We start from the raw sequence: 17,913 nt of genomic DNA on the forward strand, positions 1-17,913 counted from the left end.
ACCGGCCGCGGGGGGCGGCCAGGCCATGGGCCAGGGCCAGCCCAGCCCTTGTAGATCGCGGCGAGCTGGCCGGCCCGGGTCGTCGCGGAGGCGTAAGCGACCCGAGCTGGTTCTGGAGCAACCTCTGTGGCGCGGCTACGGACAGTCAGATCCTCGGAGCCGGCCGATGGCGATATGGGTGGCTGCGGAGATGCGGTGAGGGGAGTTCCAGAGCAGGGTTGTCCAGTCCGGCGGTCATGTGGTCGAGCCATCGCTCGTACCAGGCGAGGAAGTCGTCGGCCGATGAGACATCGGGTCCCCAGCCCCCGTCGCTGTTGCCGGTCACGACGCGGCCGGTAAGGGGGCCCGTGAGGCCCACGACGCAGACGTCCGTACACCCCATCGCGATGACGTGGAGGAACAGGTCGCCTTCCTTCCCGACGCCCGCCACCTCGAATCCACGCGGGGCACCGGCACCCAGGCTGGGCTGCATGACAAGAACGGTGCACTTCCTCAGCGGCATGAGGCCGTAGAAGGGGCCCGCTCCCGAGCCGCCGACATGCTGGAGGAACTGCCGGTACGGACCGGGTAGAGCGATGGCGCGCTCGAACTCGAACGCTGCGATCCGAGGTTCGGACAGCCGTGGCCCGAGGCGGAACTGATATCGACGAGTCCGAGACGGAGCAGTCACCTGATCGGCCGGACAGCTCCTAGATCGCGAAGGCTCACCCTGGCGATGCTGAGGTTGGCCGAGACGTCAGGAAACCACTGAGCAGCAATGCCTGGACCCCCACGCCGGTGAAGCGAAGCTCGCTGACATACGTGGCATGCGCGTACTCGCCGGTCGCGTCGAGCGTGACTCGGATGGCGTCCCAGGCTCCGTGCTCGCTTTGGCGTTGTACGCACGCCCCGCGACCCACCTCAGGTACTCCGTCAGGGGGTTGAGAGGTTGACTCAAATGGCAAGTTTCGCAGGCTGCTTGTAGCAGGTCAGGCGGCGGCTACGGCCGGGCCCCGGCTCGTTCAGTCGTTGCGGACCAGGTACGGGATCTTGAGGCCGTGAGCAGCCCATGGCAGGCTCGTGCCGCATGATCGATGAATTCGCGAAAGGCAGCCTGCACGGGAGACTGCGGCGGGACCGCGAGGCGCTGCTCTGGAAACTCGACGGCTTGTCCGAATACGACGCCCGCCGACCGTTGACGGCGACCGGGACCAACCTCCTCGGCCTGGTCAAACACGTGGCCACCGTCGAGGCCAGGTACTTCGGTGAGGTCTTCGAGCGCCCTTCCCCGGAGCCGCTGCCCCGGTGGCAGGACTCCGACGGCAGCGATCTGTGGGCGACCGGGGACGAGACGCGCGATCAGATCGTCGGGTTCTACCGGCGCACGTGGGAGCACTCGGACACGACGATCAACGAGCTTCCGCTCGACGCCCCCGGCCATGTGCCGTGGTGGCCGGAGCCTTATCCCAACACGAACCTGTTCGCCGTCATGGTCCATGTCCTCGGCGAGTCCATCCGGCATGCCGGGCACGCCGACATCCTGCGCGAGGGCGTTGACGGCCGGACCGGGGTACGCGCCGAGAACGAGCAGCAGATCGACGAGGAAGCCCGTGCGGCCTACTGCGCGAAGATCGAGCAGGCTGCCAGGTCGGCCGCACCCATCACGACCTGAAGGGCGTTTCCTCCTGCCCTGGGTGTTCGGCAAGTCGCGCGGCGTCAGCGCAAATTGGGGTCACGCACGGAGGCGTTTGAGGATCAGGTCGTGGAGTGCGATGCGTGTGGACGGGCGCTGCGGCGGTGGCCGGTGCAGCCGGCTGAGCGGGTGTCATCGATGACCGTTGGCCGCAGGACATGAGGGGCGAGGACGCGCGGGTCAGCGTGGCCCCACGCCGACTCTCGGGTGAGCCTGCGGCTCAGGAGGGCGATCACCGCGAGGCCGATCACCTTGCCCGTGATTGCGGAGCCGGCGGACGGCGGGAGCACCATCCGATCGACACCGGTATCCGCCGCTGGTGCTTCTTGGCGACCTATGGCTCATGGCCGCCTACCGGTCCTGCGGCACGTCGAGCATGACCGGTCCGACCCCGGTCACGACGGACTTCGAACAGGTGTCGTTGCGGGTGTTGCCCGACCCGCTCTCCTCGCCGGCTGATCAGCCGGTCGCCCAAGACGCCCGGCACGCCGACGGGCTGCACTGCCTCGACAGACTCAGCCGAGACGATCACCGCTGCGGTACAGACCGGAGTGGCCGCCGATCGTCAGGTCGGCGCGGCCGTTGACTGACCGTGTGCCTCAGCTGGAAGTCAATTCCGGGGCCCCGTCGAGTGGAACGACGTCGGGAAGCCCGCTGGGAACTGTGGGCCGTGCGGCTGCCTGTTCCGCGCGGCGGTAGTACCCGGGCGCGCTGCCGAACTGGCGCTTGAAGGCGTGGGCGAAGGCGTACTCCGAGCCGTAGCCGACGCGGCCGGCGACTGAATGGAGCGGGGCGTCCGTGGTGCGGAGGAGGCGGGCGGCGGTGGTCAGGCGCCACCAGGTGAGGTACGCGAGCGGGGGCCGGCCGACGAGGGCGGTGAAGCGGCGGGCGAACGCGGCACGGGAGAGGCCGGCATGGTCGGCGAGCGACTGGACGGTCCAGGCATGGTGCGGTGCGCGATGGACGGCGTCCAGGGCGCGGCGTACGACAGGGTCGGCGAGCGCGGCGGCCCAGCCGCTGGTATGGCCCTCGGATGGGCGGAGCTCGGCCCAGGCCCGGAGGGCGAACAGCAGGAGCATGCCGAGGAGAGCCGGGACGGCGGCGTCCGTGCCCGGCCGGGGCGAGTCCAGTTCGCCGCGCAGGAGGTCGACGGCGGCGCGGAGGTCGGGGTGTCGTTTCCTGTCCTCCGCGGCCGTACGCGACGTCCCCGGCCGGGGTCCCGAGTCCCCCGGTCGCCCGGACGCCCGTCTCGAAGCGCTGATCGCGGCCTCCGGCGCCCCCCACACCTTCCTCCGCCCGCACGGCTTCATCTCGAACACACTGCGCTGGGCCGAGGCCGTCCGCAGTACGGGCGTGGTCCGCGCTTTCGGCGGCGAAGCCTGTCTGAATCTGATCGACGAGCGCGACATCGCCGCCGTCGCCGTGCACGCCCTCATCGAGGACGGACACGACGGCCGTGCCTACGACCTCACCGGCCCGTCCTCGCCCAGTCAGTCCGAGCAGCTCCGCACCCTCGCCGACGTCCTCGGCCGCCCTCTTCGATGGCACGAACTTCCGCGCCCCACCGCCCGCGCCGAGATGCTCGCTGCCGGCTGGCCGAACGCGGTCGCCGACGGCGCCCTCCGGTTCATGGCCGACCACATCGGCCGGCCGGAGCAGGTCACGGACACGGTCCTGAGGGTCACGGGACGTCCGCCGCGTTCCTTCCGTGACTGGCTCGCGGACCACGCGGTGCTTTTCCGCGAGTGAGAAGCGGCATGGCCGATTCGTTCTCCTCCTGGCTCGCGAGAGGCAAGCAGACCTCAGACCGGGGAACTGCCCGAGCGGCTCCGGGGACCGGGTGCGCACAGGGTGGGGAGTTTCAGCGACTCCGGACCCCGCTGTACTACGCCTCACCTGGCGGGGCCGACCGCTCCCGCATTTCAGCCGGCTTCAGTCGGCCAGGTGAGCGTCCTCGATGTTCCGGCAGAACCGGCGGTCTCGCTCGGCCAGCTGTCGGCGCGGACCAGCTGAGCGCAGGACGACGTCCAGGGCCCGGTCAGGATCCGCGGCATAGCAATTGCTGAACCACGCCATGTTCGCTTCGACCACCGCCCAGTGGCCGGCCGCGCCGTGCTCAGGTGTGGTCAGGAGTCCGATGTCCACCACCACCGCACTGGGCAAGCCATCGCCGCTCGTGGTCAGGAGATCGCCCGCGAATCCCAGGACGGCGTCTTCGTAGCGGTGCCCGTCCAGCGGCTCGGCGTCGAGACGGCCGAAGGTGGCGTACTGCGAACCCGTGCGGACCTCGCCGTCCAGGACGTACAGCCGAAATTCCGCCGCCCAGGTCACCACGTCGCTGATCTGCACCGGCACGTCCAGCGACAGCTCCGGCCCGCTCGGGAGGCAACGACCGCCGGCGTAGACCGCGGCCGGGAAGCTCTTGTCACTGGGCGGCTTGACGAAGGCCGGGCGGGACAGCCGGCGCGCCTCGCCCAGGGTCGCCATGGTGATGCACCGTCCGGTGTACTCGTACGGCAATGTGGCCAGCCAGTCGTCAGATGGCTGCAAGAGTGCGACCTCAAGGGCATCCACGACGCGTGCCGCGAAAGCGGGTCCGCCATAGTAGTGGCCACCATGCCTGCCCATGGCGGTGCCCGCACCGCCGTGGGCAGGAAGTACTTCCACATCCATGCCCCGCCGAAGCGCCGACGTCGAGAGCAGTTCGGATGTCGTGGTGTATTGCGGCGCCAACGCCAGGAATCCGTGATCCGTCACGATCACTGACGATGCCACCGATTCGGCCGAACAGTCCACAGGGTTCGGGCGCCCATACCAGAGAAGTTCTTCACCCGCCGCACCTGCGCGCGACGGTGTCCCCGGCGACGGACGTTCCCGGCAAGGCGAAGGCGTACGACGAGAAGGGCGGCGCTTTCGCCCAGAACTCCTCCCTTTTTGTTGGCGACCTCCTGCGTCGGCGGGGCATCGACGAAGGGCGATACGGACTCACCCGACAACCTCCGTGCGGCAACCAGCTGCTGGACATCTGGACCAAGTGACGCACCGATTGGTCAACAAAGGGTAAAGAATCCCTGCTCGGTGCCGGACTTGGCGGGCGGTCAGCGTCCGGCATCCGGATCGCGGCTTCCGCTCCCTCCGTTTCGACCACCACAACACCGGCATGCTGTCGGTGGACGCGGCGACCGGGGCGGTCGAGCACCGCCGCATGACCCCGTTCGGCGTACCGCGCGGCACCCAGTCCGCCAAGTGGGCCGGCACCAAGGGCTTCGTCGGCGGCACCATCGACGCCACTGGCCTGACCCACATCGGCGCCCGCGAGTACGACCCCACCACCGGCCGTTTCGTCAGCGTGGACCCGATGCTGGAGGCAGAGCGCCCCCGGACGCGGCGTCCGCCTCTACAAGGACATCAAGGAGGGCAGGTCCCACATCCAGGTCACACCTGGAAAGCAGACCTGCTACTACGCCATGGGCACGGGCGGCTGCTCCACGGGCAAGCCCCAGTACGAGCTGGTCAACGGCCCGGCCGCACCGGTGAAGGTGAAGGAGCGGGAAAAGGCCTGTACCGGCGGCTACTCCGGCGGTTATCCCGCCTGCCCGGAATGCATGAAGGACCAGGGCAACCCGGAGGTCGTGAAGGAGCTGCTGATCCTCGGCTGCTGGTTCATCCCGGTCCTCGGGTCGGGCTGCGACGCCTATGACGTGAAGCGCGCGGCGGACGAGGACGACAAGGTCGGCGTCGCGGCCGGAATCACCGCGTTCCTCCCGCTCGGTGACTTCCTCAAGCTGCCCAAGTCACTCGACAGGATCGCCGACGCGGCCAAGACCACCTGTAAGTGCTTCCTGGCCGGCACGAAGGTGCTGATGGTCGACGAGTCGACGAGGAACATCGAGGACGTCGAGGTCGGCGACACGGTCCTGGCCACCGACCCGGAAACGGGGGAGACCGCTCCGCAGAAGGTCACCCGCCTCATCGAGACGGAGGACGACAAGCACTTCAACGAGCTGTCGATCGCCACGCACTCGGGCATCGAAAAGCTGACGGCGACCCACGAGCACCCCTTCTGGTCCCCGTCGGAGAACGAATCAAGAGATCGATTCGAGCTTCGACCTGATCCTCGAACGATCCGAAGCCAAGTGATCTGGGAACGCCGCCGAGTGGCCCCACCGTAGTCCGGTGGGGCCACTCGGCATTGGCGGGCCGCTTCCCCGGCGTGGCTGGGCGGAGGGCCGAGGCGCCTCGACGAGAAGGGTTGAACATGTTCAATTCTTCTGTCAGGCTACCGGTCAAGCGTCCGAGGTCAATGCCCTTACCCACGCTTGCTGTTACGTCGTTCTCACCTGTGCTCATGGGGGTTTCATGTCCATCCAGGCCCCGCCGCCCGGCCCGCTGCCGCCCCGACGCGTCAACCCGGGGCCTCCGCCTCCGCCTCCGCCCAGGCCGGAGGGGAGCCGCGTAGTGCAGGCCTTCGCATGGTCCTGCCTCGGCGGCATCGCCTTCATCGTGCTGGTCATCTTGCTGATCCTTTTCACCGGTCATTGGATCTGAACGGCTACCTGCCATCGGGTCACCCTGGAAGGGGTTCAGCAGCCCGCAGGATGTACTGCGGCAGGTAGGGGGACTCCACGCGGATGGCCCAGCCGCGGCGGCGGGCGTGGCAGGCCAGGGCGAGGACGTCGAGGTCGACGGAGACATCCGGGCCGTCGGCACGGTCGGCGACCGCGTAGTAGGCGCGGTGGGCCTCGAGCGCGTCGGCCAGGGCGAGGTTGAAGCTCTCCTCGTCACCCTCCACCAGCTGCGACAGCAGCACGGCGGGCGGCATCGCGAAGCCCCGGTCCTTGGCCTTCTCGGCTTCCTGCAGCGCCCGCTGCGCGGCCGCTTCGGGCTCGGCGCCCTTCAGGTAGGCGTGGAGGGCTTCGCGGTACGCGGTGAACGCGGAGCCGTCCGGCCGGACGAAGGTGGGGCCGGTGAGAACCAGCGGGGCCAGGTCCTCGCGTACGCCGGTGATCAGGGCGAAGTCAACAGCCGTCTGCCAGTTCGCGGCATCGATTCCTGCGACAGCCTAGACGCGGGATCCGACAAGCCGGAGCGGGGCCGGAGCGGGGCCGGGCCGCGGCCGGTCTCGGTCTCGGTCTCGAGGCGGTCGTCGACGCCGAGCTGGTGGTCCGGCACAACGGCAGCCTGGACGTGGCTCAGGCCTTGTGGGCTTCTTCCCACGCTGCGCGGATGTGGGCCGGGACGCGTCCGCGCAGGGGGACGTCGTAGCCGTTGGCGCGTGCCCATGCACGGAGTGCGGCGGTGTCGATGGGGGGCTGGTCCTGGAAGGGCTGCGGTTTCACCAGGACGGGCTGGGAGGGGGTGAAGCCGGGTGTCCGGTCGGTGAGGCCGCGGGGGAACAGGGGCACGCGGGTCTGTCCGGACAGGACAGTGGTGAGGAAGGCGGTCAGGTTCCCGTCGAAGGTGTACCAGCCGGGGCCGCGGGCTTCGTTGACGGCGACGCGCCAGTGGTCGGGGTCGTCGGCGGGGTCGGTGACCCAGAAGAGGTACTCGCCGTTGTCGGTGGAGCCGATCGCGAACAACGTGTCGGGGTCGTGCGGAACCGGAATGAGGCCCCGGCGAGCCTGTTCGCGCAGCTGCCCGCGGATACGGGCGGGCATCGGGCCGGTCAGGTTGACGTACTCGGTGACGCCGTGAGGGTGGAAGACGGCGAGGTAGTCGTTGAACCGGCCCGGTCCGTAGGTGTCGGCGAGCAGCTTGTAGTCGGTGGGGAGCGCCATGGCGAGGGCTGCTTCCACCGGCTCCCAGCGGATGCTTATGGGGGTGCCCGGTGGCGCGCACAGACGGGTCAGGGCGTTGATGTCGGTCACCGGATTCCTCGTCGGCGTCGGTCCTGCTGGGCTGCGTGGTCGGGGTTGGCGAAGTCCGTGTCCATACGGAAGCCGTCGGTGCCGTCGGCCTGCATGAAGACGTGCGAGGGAACCGAGTCCGGCAGGTCGTCGGTGTAGTCGAGGTAGACGCTGTACTGGACGGTCTGTCCCGCGACGTTGTTGGCGGGGTCACCGGCCACGGCGTTGTAGATCATCTGTTCCAGGTCGCGCATGTGGGGCGAGTTCGTCGGGTTCTGGGTGAGCGTGAACAGGTTGTCCGGATGATCGCCGGTGCCACCCAGCATACGGGCGAGCATGTGGGCGCGGGCCTGGTTGTGGTCGGTGCCGTGCACGAACCCGGGCGGGCGGATGCTGTTGTTGGCGTGGGTGCCCTCGTCGAGCATGTCCAACGTGATGGTGGCGTGCATCTCGTAGGGGCGGCCGTGCTCGTCGCGTTTGAAGACGACCTTGCCGCCCCAGGTGTGGTCGCGGGAACAGCCGGCCAGCCCGAGCGGATCGCTGAGGACGAACGGGTTGGGGACGTAGGCGTACGGGTTGGTCGACGGCGCCAGTCCCAGGGGGTCGGGGCTGATGTAGCGGCCGGTGTGGGGGTCGTAGTAGCGGTGGAGGTTGTAGTGGAGCCCGGTCTCGGCGTCGAAGCTCTGCCCGGGGTGGCGCCGGCGCGTCCGCAGCCCCACTGCTCGTTCGGAGCGGACTCAATGGCCGTCCAGTGCTCGCCCGCTCGCCGTCGCCGGTGAGGGCGAAGTCGAATCAGCCGAAGACCGCCGTCCGCCGCACACGGCTGGCGAACACCTGCCGGCCCACCACGGTCATCCGCACGTCGCCGGTCTTGGGTACCTCGGCCTGGAACATGTGGGGCATGCCGACAGGGAGTCGTCGAAGGTGGAGGGGGTGTCGGGCCCGTATGAGCGTACGGCCATCCCCGGACGTCGTCCCGCCCGCCGTTCAGTGAGCAGCAGCTCCGGTTCCTGGCCCGCCCCCGCCACCTGTAGCCGCCGCCCGCTCCTCCGCGTCGGCCAGCCAGAAGTAGACCGGCGGCATGACGAGCTCGATCACGGTCAGCGCGATCTGGAACCCGTGCGGCCAGCCGTGCACGGCGAGCGAGATCAGCCGGCCCACGCCGCCGAGCAGGAGGACACCGGCCAGCCAGCGCACCGCCCGCGCCGGGATCGGGTGCTGGCGCGCCGCCCACAGCCAGGCCAGGCCGTAGCCGGTGAAGGCGGCGCCCATGAACCGGCCCCAGCTGTCGACGGTCGCCCCCGCGGAGGTGGCCCCGGGCAGCGCGGCGTTGCCGAGCGCCACGTGGAGCAGGCCGATCGCCACGCAGGCCCAGCCCGTCACCTGCGTGAGTACGCGCAGAACCCTGGCCACAGTTCCCTCCAAGCCGCCACGGAGCACCGCTAGTTGACGTGCGTCTACTACGGTCCCGCGCTAGTAGACGCATGTCAACTAGACTTCGGTCATGCCGCCTCCCCGCCGCCGACTCACCCCCGCCGACCGCCGCGCCCAGCTCCTGGCGGTCGGCGCCCGGCTGTTCGCCGCGCACCCGTACGACGAGGTGCTGATGGAGGAGGTCGCCGTGGCGGCCGGTGTCTCCCGGGCCCTGCTCTACCGTCACTTCCCGAGCAAGCACGCCCTCTTCGCGGCCGTCTACCGGCAGGCGGCCTGCCAGCTGCTCGCCGAGACCCGGCTGGACCCCGCCGACTCCCTGGTGGAGCAGCTGATCCAGGGCATGGACGTGCACCTCGACTACTTCGTGGCGAACCGCAACGCCGTGCTCGCCGCGAACCGCGTCCTCGCAGGCGACCCGGTGATCCAGACGATCATGACGAACGAACTGGACGCGCTCCGCGCACGGCTGCTGGCCGTCCTCCCGCTCGCGGACGACGACGCCCGCGAGGCGGTGTCCGGCGTACTGAGGAGCTGGCTGGTCTTCGTCCAGGTCCTGTGCGTCGACTGGCTCACCCGTGAGACCTGCACCCGCACCGAACTCCGCGACGTCTGCGTCGGTGCCATCCTCGGCGCCCTGCGCCCCCTCCTGCCCGAGGACCCCGCCCCGGACTGGCCCCGGACTGGCCTCGGAGTGGCCCCGGCGGGCAACGACGGGTAACGGGCGTGGCAGCCGGGGCCGAAGACAGCGCGGCGGCGCCGTAGGGCCGCGGCGCAGACCCTGAGATGTGACCGCCTGCCAGGCTGCAGACCGAGCTCGACGACGACGTGACGTCCCTCATCCAGAAGCTCGCCGGTAGCCATGAAGGCCGAGGCTGCGGAGTTCTGGGAGCGGGCGCAGGAACTGCCCGGCCGCGGGGAAGAAGAGCGCCGGCATGTGGGGCTTACCACCTCATAGGTCAGGGGGAGGTCACACGGGACGGCAGGACGTGCAGACGTGTCCGTCGACGGCGGCCGCCAGGTCGCGGGCCGTTGCCCGTACGACGGATCCTCGTCGTCGACCAGTGTCCCAGGGGCATTCTCCTTCCGCAGGGCGGCAAGCTCTTCCCGCTCTGCGGTGGTGAGCATGTCGCCTCGCTCGCCGGCGTCGGCCTCGGCCTGCCGGATCCAGTTGCGCAGGGCCTCGTGGTGCACGCCGAGCTCCTCGGCCATACGGCGGATCACGGGCTTCGGCTCGGCCGTCCGGTACATCCGTACCGCACGCTCACGCAACTCAGCGGGTACTTCCTCGGTGCAGGCATCGACTGGTCTCCTCTCATGAGACCCATCTGACCCTCTGTCACCCATCCCCGCATCTCGGGGGAACCTCAGGGCGTGCTCAGTCGTGGACGTGCTGTGAGGGCACGCGGGACGGCAGCGGGTAGTGCCATGTGCCCAGCCGCGCTACGAGGGTCCGACGGGCCAGGGTCGAGGGTGCCCCGTTGCGTCACTGCCTCGGCCAGATGCAGAGCGAACTCGACCTCGCCGGCGACGGCATCAGTCCTCACTCGGTGCGTGCCGGCCCGGGCCGCCTGAACCGCGTCCTCAGCGGCGAGGAAGGCAAGGAGCGATACGACACAGCGGCTGATGCCGTCTGTGGTGCGGAGTGGCTCCCGTGCACCGCATGGCGTGTGCGGCTCTCACTTGGGCGCTTCTTCTGTGGCTGAGTCTCACACGATGGGACTGGCTGCCGAGAGATACGAACTCACCCTTGCCGCGACCATCTGGACGGCGGACGATCCGGTCAGAGCGTGCCTGCCATCAGGCCGGCTCGGCCGGAGGCGCCAATCCATTCGCATGGGATTTCCCCAGCCAGGTACGGTCCGCGCATGACGAGGACCACGCCGGCCAGACCGGTGTCCGTGGAGGCCGTGTTTCCGGAACTGGCGGCCCACCGGGGCCGGACGACCCGCCTGCACCCCAGGCCAGGGCGGCCCGGCATGCACGACAGCCATGTCGGCGGGCCGATGCTGTGGCCGGACGGTGAACCCTGGCCGCTCTGCCACGAGCCGCACCAGCGCGAAACCGAGGGGTACAGGCCGCAAGAGATACGCAGCGCCCGGGCCGCGGACACATGGCCGCCGAGCCGGCCGTGGCCCGACGCCGGCCCCCCTGGAAACGACAGACCAGTGCCCTTCGTGGGGCTCGCCCAGTTCTTCGACCGGGACGTACCCGGGCTGGCTGCCGGGCCCGACGATGCGGACCTCGTACAGATCTTCCGGTGCCCGTTCGCCCACGGTCCCCACCTGGAGCGCCGCTACCACCTGCGGTGGCGGCAGGCCGCAGAGACCGAGCGCGCGGAACGCTTCCTCGCCACCCCGCCCGAAGTACCCATGCTCCGATGGGAACACGAACTTCCCGAGCCCTGTGTCCTGCACCCCGAAGAGGTGGACACCTATCCCTGGGCAGAGGACGACACGCTCCCCGCCTCGCTGATCGCCCTCATCGACACCTGGGACGACGCGCAGGCAGCGGAACACGGCTGCGACGCCCCCAGCTACCAGGGCGACTTGTCGATCCCGCCCGGCTGGCGGGTCGGCGGCTTTCCGAGCTGGGCGTCGACGGGCCCGACGGCCGTCGACTGCGCGTCCTGCGCGACCCCGATGCGGCTACTGCTGACCGCCGGGGGCTGCGAGATGGACGCCGGCTCGCACAGCTGGGTGCCCCTGGAGGACCGCGGCCCGTCCCTGCGGGGGAAAGCCTCGATCCGGGGCGGTGTGTCCGTTTCCCAACCCACTCGGCTCCGCTTCGGCCGGGACCTGGACCTGCACGTATTCACCTGCCCGGCCAACCCCGGACATCCTCCTCAGTGGGTGCTCGCTTAGATCCGGTCGTTCCCATGGACCGGCGACAACCGCTTCTGCGTGTGACCTGCGTAGCCGGCGGGAGCCGTCGTGCCTGCCGTGGTCCGGTGCGTACGACGGCCCGCACCCGTGCGTGGTCAGGCCGGTATGGGTACGTCCCAGCGCTGGTTCGCCTGACCGTGGCAGTCGCCGACTGCCTGCGCCGGGGCGTTGGGCTCGCCGTTGCGTACGTCGAGACAGTGCAGTTCCGCCCGGTTGCGCAGCGTGCGGCCGTGCCAGCACCAGAGCTGGTTGCCCGTGCCGCGGCAGGCCTGCACCTCGACGTTGTCGCCGTTGGAGGCCAGGCATTTGCCATGGAGGCCACTGTGGATCTCGAAATCGCCGGCCCGGGAGAGCGCGGTCGGGGGGAAGGACGGGCCGCTGTTCGCGGCGGGGGAGGCCCGCGCGGCGGTGAGCAACGGCAGAACGGTCAGGGTCAGCGCGGGAGGAGCCCGCATCCAGTTTTTGATCACGTACACGGGTGTAGCGGAAGGGGCTGGGGAACCAGCACCTTCGCACGCCCTGCTCACCCGACCGCGTCAGCCGGTTCACCGGGGAAACGAAACTGCGCGCACGCGTGCGGCGCCAGGTCCCGGCGGGGCTCATCGGCGGGCCTTCGGGTGACGGCCCTGGAGGAGGTCGACGGGGACGTGGGCTCGGGGGAGGGGACGGGGTGGGGACTGGGCGGGGTGGCCCGTGCCCCACTGCTGTTCCTGGGCGATCGTGCGGTGGGCTGCCGCGTCCAGGGTGGCGCGGGGTACGGGGGTGCCGCGTGGTGGGCAGGGTGCCTGCGCGGCCAGCCCTGCCGTCACGCTCTCCCAGTCGTAGAGGTCCTCGACCGCCGTCGGCCCGGACAGGTCCGGCAACCCCGCGGTGTGCGACAGAACGTGCCGCACCAGCACGTTCTCCTTACCGGCCGCGGCGAACTCGGGCCAGTAGGCGGCGACCGGCGCAGACAGGTCGAGCTCCCCTCGGTCGGCAAGGATCAGCGCGCACAGGGCGGTCATGTTCTTGGTCGTCGAGTTCACCCCGGTGAGGGTGTCGCGCCCCCAGCTGACGGAGCGGTCCGCATCGGCGTACCCGCCCCAGATATCGACCACCGGCTCGCCGTCGACGTACACGGCCGCCGAGGCACCCACGTCGTCCTTGTCGAGCAAGGCCGCCAGGGCCGCCCGGACTGCCTCGAACCGCGGCTCGCAGAACCCCTTGACGTCAGTCATGGGCGTAAGCCTCATGCGACGCCAGGGTTTCGTGCCCGACAATTCCCGCACCGGTTCTGTCGGGCGGAGCGCGATCGGATCTCTCCCGCGGCTGTTGTGCCGGGTGGGCGTTCCTGTGTGGAGATGCAGGAAGAAAGGACGGATACGCGTGCTGGAGCGGCTGAACCAAGCGCTGGACCACCTCGAGGCCTGCCTCGGCCGGGAGGTCGACATCGCCGAGGTCGCCCGGATCGCCGCGGTGTCGGAGTACCACTTCCGGCGGCTGTTCTCCGCGCTCGCCGGGATGCCGCTGCCGGTCTACGTGCGGCGGCGAGGCATGACGCTCGCCGGTGCCGAGGTGCTGGCCGGAGAGCTGACGCTGCTCGATGTCGCGGTGCGGTTCGGGTACGGCTCGGGCGAGGCGTTCGCCCGGGCATTCCGTTCGGTGCACGGCATCGGGCCGGGAGAGGCCCGGCGCACGGGTGCGGTGCTCACGGCGCAGCCGCGCATGTCCTTCCGTGTCGTCGTCGAAGGGAGTACGACCATGCACTACCGGATCGTGCAGAAGGAGTCGTTCCGGGTCGTCGGCAGGAAGGCCCGGCTCCCGCTCGTGCACGAGGGGGTCAACGCGGCCGCCGCGGCGCATGTGGACAGCCTGGAGGAGCAGGCGATCGTGCGGATGAAGGAACTGGCCGGCCAGGAGCCGGACGGGATCCTGTCGGCGGTGGTGTACCTGACCGACAGCCGGGAAGAGGGCGCCGAGGCGGACTACTGGGTCGGCGTGGTGACCAGTCCCGGGGTCGCCGCCGAGGAGCTCGACGCCCTCGACGTACCGGCCGGGACCTGGGCGGTCTTCGACAACCACGGGCCCTATCCGAGCGCCCTCCAGGAGCTGTGGCGAGACGTGTTCACGCAGTGGTTCCCCTCGAACCCGTACACGAGCCGGACAGGTCCCGAGCTCCTGCGGACGCAGCCGGTGGAGATCGGCGCCGAGACCGACTCTCAGCTGTGGATCCCGCCGGCTGGAGCGACGACCTGCTCGGCTTCATCACCGACACCGACACCGGCTACGTCAATCGGCCCCTCTACGCCCTGCCCGTCCCGCACACCTGGCCCCACACCCCGGGCGTCACCCTCGTCGGCGACGCCGCCCACCTGATGTCCCCGTTCTCCGGCACGGGTGCCAACCTCGCCCTGCGCGACGGCGCCGACCTCGCCTCCGCCCTCATCGAGCACCCCACCACCGACGACGCGATCACCGCTTACGAGAACATCCTCCTGCCCCGCTCCAGCGAAGCCGCCGAAGGAGCGGCCGAAGGCATCGACAGCGCCTTCGCCCCCGACAGCGCCACCCAGACCCTGGCCCACATGACCCAGAACCACTGACCACCACCAGGGAGAGCAGGGGCACCACCCCCTACGCGCCCGAGGGTGTTTCCCGGGCGGCCGCCCATGAAACGGCCACCAAGCCCGCACCGTGATCGATCTCAGCGCCCACCACGGTTCCATTCATCCCCGAGGCAGGGCACGGACGCATCGGTCCGACGGGCGGACCGCCGCGAAGGTTTTCGTCAGGCGCCGCTCCAGACCGCGGCGTCCGTGCCCCACAGGCCCGGCGGGCGTGCCCAGTTCACCGGGCCTCCCTCGTACGACACCGGCGGCAGCGCGTGCCGCAGCCGGCCCATGGGGCTGTCGGTCTCGGTCAGCCGGCGACCGGCGTCGAAGCCCGTATCCTCGCCCGGAGCGGGGGCCAGGCCGTGGACCAGCCAGTGCGCGGTCTGCGCCAGGGCCAGACGGACCAGCCGGGTGCCGCCCGTGCGGTGCTGCTCGGTGAGCGCCCGCAGCACCCCGGCCGCCAGCAGATAGCCGGTGCCGTGGTCGAGCGCCTGGGCGGGCAGGGCGCCGGGCGAGTCCGGCGAGCCCTCCAGTTCGGCGATGCCGGTGGCCACTTGGACCAGGCTGTCGAAGCCGCGCCGCTCGTGCCACGGCCCGTAACGGCCCCACGCGGACAGCTGGGCGATCACGAGACCCGGACGGCGCCCGGCGAGCGCCTCGGGCGTCAGCCCGAACCGGTCCAGCGCGCCCGGCCGGTAACCGGTGACCACCACGTGCGCCTCGTCGAGCAGCTCCTCGAAGACCCGGCGGCCGGTGGCGTCACCCAGGTCCAGGGTGGTCGAGCGTTTCCCGATCCCCGTGTCGTTGTGGGCTTCCTGACTCTCCGGCAGCTGTGGGGCGTCGATCCGCAGCACGTCCGCCCCGAGCAGCGCCAGCGTTCGGGTGGCGACCGGCCCGGCGAGCACCCGGGTCAGATCCAGGACGCGCAGCCCTGCGCACGGCAGCGCGGCGGCACCGAGCACCCGGTTCGGGGCGTCGTCGACGCGCGCCGTCGTCAGCAGCGGCTGCTCCGCGACCAGGACCCCCTGCTCGCTCTTGGCCCACTCCTCGGGGCCGCGTGCCGCGACGGCCAGACCGCCCGCCGCGTACACGGTCTCCTCCACCTCCAGCGCGGTACGCCCCGCGATCGCCCCGGCCACCGCGTCCACCGCCTCCTCGCCGGCGTCCCCCGGCACCCCGAGAGCGGCGAGCAATCGGGCCCGATGGTGCGGGTAATTGGCGTGCGTACGGACCCATCCATCGGCCGCCCGCCAGAACCGGGACAGCGGCGCGAAGGTCGACCACGCCTGCCCGTCGACCCGCATCAGCCGGTCGCTGAGGAACGCCGTCGCGACCGACTCGTCGTCGATCCGCACCCGGGGCACGGGCCGCCCCGTGCGTACCGAAGTGAGCTCGGCGGCCGCCAGCGAGCACACCGCGACGGTGGCCCTCGCCAGCTCCATGACGGGCAGCCGCGCCGGCAGTCCTCCGGACGGACCGCCGTAGGACACCCGGTCGAGCAGAGAAGAATCGGCACCCAGTGCCGCCCAAGCCTGCGACGTACCTGCGAAGATTGGAGAGCTCACCCCTACACTATGGCACTGAGTGCCACCTGGGGGAAGGGTACCGGGCGCCACGCACCCGGGACCTGGCTTGACCCCGAACCGGAAACTTCCGTCGCACGCGCGGCTGGGGGGGGGGAACGGTCCGCCGGGAGGACGGCATCAAACGCGCAATGTCTGCGGAATGGTCCATCGGCGGCAGCATCAGCATCAGCCTCCGCCACCGCTCCCCGTCCTTGCCCAATTCCGCACACGTGACATCGAGGTCACTCCACGCAACAGCGGCCCGCCCACCCCGCAGGGCGTGGGCGTAGGCGGCAGGCTTCCCATCCACGGTCCAGGCGGCCGTGCTCCCCGGGCCTTGCACCCTGACTTCCCCCGACCTCAGTGGGTGGCCAGCCAGCCGATCCCGGCGGCCGTGAGCACCCCCGCAGTGGTCATCGCAGCAACTCGCCAGTGCCGCAGTGCGGAGGCGATGAGTGCTGCGGTGAGCAACACGGCGGCCGTGCCCACCAGGCCCCGCAACGCGCCGTTGCTGTACCCCAACCCGCCCCCCTGGTCTGCCAACCACGCCAGCCACACCAGCCTCATGGCTCCCCCCTCCGTGATCTTGAACATCGTAGACGGGTGTGATCAACACACCGTCGCGATCGAGCGAGAGGGATCCGAGAAGTGGGCCGCCGGTTCCGTACCTGCGTATGCGGTACGAGAACACGCGGACCGGTGGAGGCAGCGTGGGGCCGTCCCGTGGGTTCACCACGCACGACGTCCTGCTGAAGGAGCTCGGGCTCCTCGACGGCGCCTCGGGGGGTTTCGTGGAGTTCGAGAACTCCCACGGCGAGATGTGGAACGTCGAGTGGAACGGTTCCTGGTCGGTGAACGACGCACCCCAGGACGCACCGCCCTTCGGGCTGAAGGGCGGATCCGGACGGGTATCACCGCTGTCACCTGGTCGCGCGGACTGACACCAGCCGCGTGCACCCGCCGCGATCTGCCGCCTGAGCCGGGCCACGACGGGTGGAGCCTGGCCGGGCGGGCGGGAGCTACTGGAGACGTGTCGCAGTCCGGATGAGGTCGGCGACGGCTCTGGACCGGCTGTGCGGTGGCCAGGCGATCACGGTGGTGACTGTCGGCGCGTCCAGCACGGGCACGGCGGCGAGGTCACTGTGCAGTTGGGCCCGGCACGACTCCGGTGAGACCGCACAGGCACGGCCGAGCGCGACGAGCTGCAACAACTGCGCATGGTCGCGGACCTGCGGGCCGGGGCCGGGCGGGTAAGTGCCGTCGGGGTCGGGCCAGCGCGGGAGGGGCAGGCCCGGCAGCCCGGTGATGTCGGCCATGTGCACATGGGCCCGAGCGGTGAGCGGATGCCCGGCCGGCAGGACCGCAACCTGACTCTCCGTGCTGAGCTCTTCGGTGTGGAATCCGGCCGTCGAGTCGAACGGCCGGTGCAGCAGCGCCACGTCGGCCCGGCCCTCGCGCAGGAGTCGCTCCTGCTCGGCCGGACCGCACAGGATGACGTCGACGGGGACCGCGCCGGGTTCGGCGGCGTACGCCTCCAGCAGTCTCGCCAGCAGTTCCCTGGACGCGCTGGCCTTCGTGACCAGGACCAGGCCGGGGCGGCCGGTCACGGCAAGGGCGGCGCGGCGGGTCCGACGCTCGGCGGCCTCGACCGCTTCGAGAGCCGCCCGGCCCTCGACCAACAGCACCGAGCCGGCCTCGGTCAGCGTGACAGTGCGACTGGTGCGATCCAACAGCACTGCCCCGAGCCGGCGTTCGAGCCGCTGGATCGCCCGTGACAACGGTGGCTGGGCGATCCCGAGCCGACGCGCGGCACGCCCGAAGTGCAGCTCTTCAGCGACAGCGACGAAATACCGCAGTTCCCGGGTCTCCATCCGGCCACGCTATCCCGGATCAATACCCTGACGGTATCGCTGTGCACCCGAT

The 17,913-nt window shown here is 70.4% G+C and carries 19 protein-coding genes and 3 pseudogenes; 9 read left to right on the top strand and 13 right to left on the bottom strand.

Going from position 1 to position 17,913, the window contains the following annotated elements; genetic code table 11:
- Positions 1 to 145: 145 nt before the first annotated feature.
- Positions 146 to 472, bottom strand: coding sequence for a hypothetical protein (locus ACIPXB_RS24905; protein WP_401453486.1), 327 nt, complete (start codon positions 470 to 472; stop codon positions 146 to 148).
- Between the two features lie 594 nt (positions 473 to 1,066).
- Here ACIPXB_RS24905 and ACIPXB_RS24910 point away from each other — a divergent pair.
- Positions 1,067 to 1,651: a DinB family protein gene (locus ACIPXB_RS24910; RefSeq protein WP_401453488.1), complete on the top strand. Its 585-nt coding sequence runs from the start codon at positions 1,067 to 1,069 to the stop codon at positions 1,649 to 1,651.
- A 620-nt stretch (positions 1,652 to 2,271) separates the two neighbouring features.
- Here the strand turns inward: ACIPXB_RS24910 and ACIPXB_RS24915 are convergent.
- Positions 2,272 to 2,814, bottom strand: a complete 543-nt coding sequence (locus ACIPXB_RS24915; protein WP_401453708.1) for a helix-turn-helix transcriptional regulator — start codon at positions 2,812 to 2,814, stop codon at positions 2,272 to 2,274.
- Between ACIPXB_RS24915 and ACIPXB_RS24920 the strand changes: the two genes are divergently transcribed.
- Positions 2,750 to 3,421 carry a hypothetical protein gene (locus ACIPXB_RS24920; protein ID WP_401453721.1) on the top strand — a complete coding sequence of 224 codons (672 nt, stop codon included), beginning with the start codon at positions 2,750 to 2,752 and terminating at the stop codon, positions 3,419 to 3,421. The two genes, ACIPXB_RS24915 and ACIPXB_RS24920, sit on opposite strands and share 65 nt — an antisense overlap.
- 183 nt (positions 3,422 to 3,604) lie before the next feature.
- On the opposite strand, the gene ACIPXB_RS24925 is transcribed toward ACIPXB_RS24920, so the two are convergent.
- Positions 3,605 to 4,432, bottom strand: coding sequence for an ATP-grasp domain-containing protein (locus ACIPXB_RS24925; protein ID WP_401453709.1), 828 nt, complete (start codon positions 4,430 to 4,432; stop codon positions 3,605 to 3,607).
- Between the two features lie 445 nt (positions 4,433 to 4,877).
- On the opposite strand from ACIPXB_RS24925, the gene ACIPXB_RS24930 reads away from it, so the two are divergent.
- Together ACIPXB_RS24930 and ACIPXB_RS24935 are read left to right on the top strand one after the other, a co-directional pair.
- Positions 4,878 to 5,372: an RHS repeat-associated core domain-containing protein gene (locus ACIPXB_RS24930; protein WP_401453710.1), complete on the top strand. Its 495-nt coding sequence runs from the start codon at positions 4,878 to 4,880 to the stop codon at positions 5,370 to 5,372.
- Positions 5,373 to 5,502: 130 nt separating this feature from the next.
- Positions 5,503 to 5,784: pseudogene (locus tag ACIPXB_RS24935) on the top strand (Hint domain-containing protein); the annotation flags it as partial.
- 455 nt (positions 5,785 to 6,239) lie between these two features.
- On the opposite strand, the gene ACIPXB_RS24940 reads toward ACIPXB_RS24935, so the two are convergent.
- The 4 genes from ACIPXB_RS24940 to ACIPXB_RS24955 form a co-directional block, all read right to left on the bottom strand.
- Positions 6,240 to 6,722: an immunity 49 family protein gene (locus ACIPXB_RS24940; RefSeq protein ID WP_401453711.1), complete on the bottom strand. Its 483-nt coding sequence runs from the start codon at positions 6,720 to 6,722 to the stop codon at positions 6,240 to 6,242.
- A gap of 142 nt (positions 6,723 to 6,864) precedes the next feature.
- Positions 6,865 to 7,539, bottom strand: coding sequence for a histone-like nucleoid-structuring protein Lsr2 (locus ACIPXB_RS24945; RefSeq protein ID WP_401453490.1), 675 nt, complete (start codon positions 7,537 to 7,539; stop codon positions 6,865 to 6,867).
- Entirely contained in the window at positions 7,536 to 8,237 is a 702-nt protein-coding gene (locus ACIPXB_RS24950; protein ID WP_401453492.1) for an RHS repeat-associated core domain-containing protein, read from the bottom strand. Before ACIPXB_RS24950 ends, ACIPXB_RS24945 begins: the two co-directional genes overlap by 4 nt.
- Before the next feature lie 268 nt (positions 8,238 to 8,505).
- Positions 8,506 to 8,931, bottom strand: a complete 426-nt coding sequence (locus ACIPXB_RS24955; RefSeq protein WP_401453494.1) for a DUF4345 domain-containing protein — start codon at positions 8,929 to 8,931, stop codon at positions 8,506 to 8,508.
- Between the two features lie 91 nt (positions 8,932 to 9,022).
- Between ACIPXB_RS24955 and ACIPXB_RS24960 the strand changes: the two genes are divergently transcribed.
- Complete coding sequence (locus tag ACIPXB_RS24960) at positions 9,023 to 9,670, top strand: TetR/AcrR family transcriptional regulator (RefSeq protein ID WP_401453495.1); 648 nt, start codon at positions 9,023 to 9,025, stop codon at positions 9,668 to 9,670.
- A 365-nt stretch (positions 9,671 to 10,035) separates the two neighbouring features.
- Here the strand turns inward: ACIPXB_RS24960 and ACIPXB_RS24965 are convergent.
- Positions 10,036 to 10,296: pseudogene (locus ACIPXB_RS24965) on the bottom strand (transposase); the annotation flags it as partial.
- An 821-nt stretch (positions 10,297 to 11,117) separates the two neighbouring features.
- On the opposite strand from ACIPXB_RS24965, the gene ACIPXB_RS24970 reads away from it, so the two are divergent.
- Positions 11,118 to 11,813: a hypothetical protein gene (locus ACIPXB_RS24970; RefSeq protein WP_401453497.1), complete on the top strand. Its 696-nt coding sequence runs from the start codon at positions 11,118 to 11,120 to the stop codon at positions 11,811 to 11,813.
- Between the two features lie 116 nt (positions 11,814 to 11,929).
- Here the strand turns inward: ACIPXB_RS24970 and ACIPXB_RS24975 are convergent, their stop codons facing one another.
- Positions 11,930 to 12,310, bottom strand: coding sequence for an RICIN domain-containing protein (locus ACIPXB_RS24975; RefSeq protein WP_401453499.1), 381 nt, complete (start codon positions 12,308 to 12,310; stop codon positions 11,930 to 11,932).
- A 303-nt stretch (positions 12,311 to 12,613) separates the two neighbouring features.
- Positions 12,614 to 13,051, bottom strand: a pseudogene (locus ACIPXB_RS24980) (serine hydrolase domain-containing protein); the annotation flags it as partial.
- 148 nt (positions 13,052 to 13,199) lie between these two features.
- Between ACIPXB_RS24980 and ACIPXB_RS24985 the strand changes: the two are divergent.
- Both ACIPXB_RS24985 and ACIPXB_RS24990 read left to right on the top strand, forming a co-directional pair.
- The gene (locus ACIPXB_RS24985) at positions 13,200 to 14,189 is read left to right on the top strand and encodes a GyrI-like domain-containing protein (protein WP_401453501.1); all 990 of its coding nucleotides are present in this window, start codon (positions 13,200 to 13,202) and stop codon (positions 14,187 to 14,189) included.
- Positions 14,189 to 14,416: a hypothetical protein gene (locus ACIPXB_RS24990; RefSeq protein WP_401453503.1), complete on the top strand. Its 228-nt coding sequence runs from the start codon at positions 14,189 to 14,191 to the stop codon at positions 14,414 to 14,416. The genes ACIPXB_RS24985 and ACIPXB_RS24990 overlap by 1 nt, the downstream gene beginning before the upstream one ends.
- 185 nt (positions 14,417 to 14,601) lie before the next feature.
- On the opposite strand, the gene ACIPXB_RS24995 is transcribed toward ACIPXB_RS24990, so the two are convergent.
- Both ACIPXB_RS24995 and ACIPXB_RS25000 read right to left on the bottom strand, forming a co-directional pair.
- Positions 14,602 to 15,990 carry a CoA transferase gene (locus tag ACIPXB_RS24995; protein ID WP_401453505.1) on the bottom strand — a complete coding sequence of 463 codons (1,389 nt, stop codon included), beginning with the start codon at positions 15,988 to 15,990 and terminating at the stop codon, positions 14,602 to 14,604.
- 360 nt (positions 15,991 to 16,350) lie between these two features.
- Positions 16,351 to 16,512: a hypothetical protein gene (locus tag ACIPXB_RS25000; RefSeq protein WP_401453507.1), complete on the bottom strand. Its 162-nt coding sequence runs from the start codon at positions 16,510 to 16,512 to the stop codon at positions 16,351 to 16,353.
- A 188-nt stretch (positions 16,513 to 16,700) separates the two neighbouring features.
- Here ACIPXB_RS25000 and ACIPXB_RS25005 point away from each other — a divergent pair, with 188 nt between their 5' ends.
- Entirely contained in the window at positions 16,701 to 16,931 is a 231-nt protein-coding gene (locus ACIPXB_RS25005) for a hypothetical protein (protein WP_401453509.1), read from the top strand.
- Between the two features lie 78 nt (positions 16,932 to 17,009).
- Here the strand turns inward: ACIPXB_RS25005 and ACIPXB_RS25010 are convergent, their stop codons facing one another.
- Entirely contained in the window at positions 17,010 to 17,861 is an 852-nt protein-coding gene (locus ACIPXB_RS25010) for a LysR family transcriptional regulator (RefSeq protein WP_401453511.1), read from the bottom strand.
- Positions 17,862 to 17,913: the final 52 nt, after the last annotated feature.

The organism is Streptomyces sp. NPDC090022 (genome assembly GCF_044748145.1).
Lineage (GTDB): Bacteria > Actinomycetota > Actinomycetes > Streptomycetales > Streptomycetaceae > Streptomyces.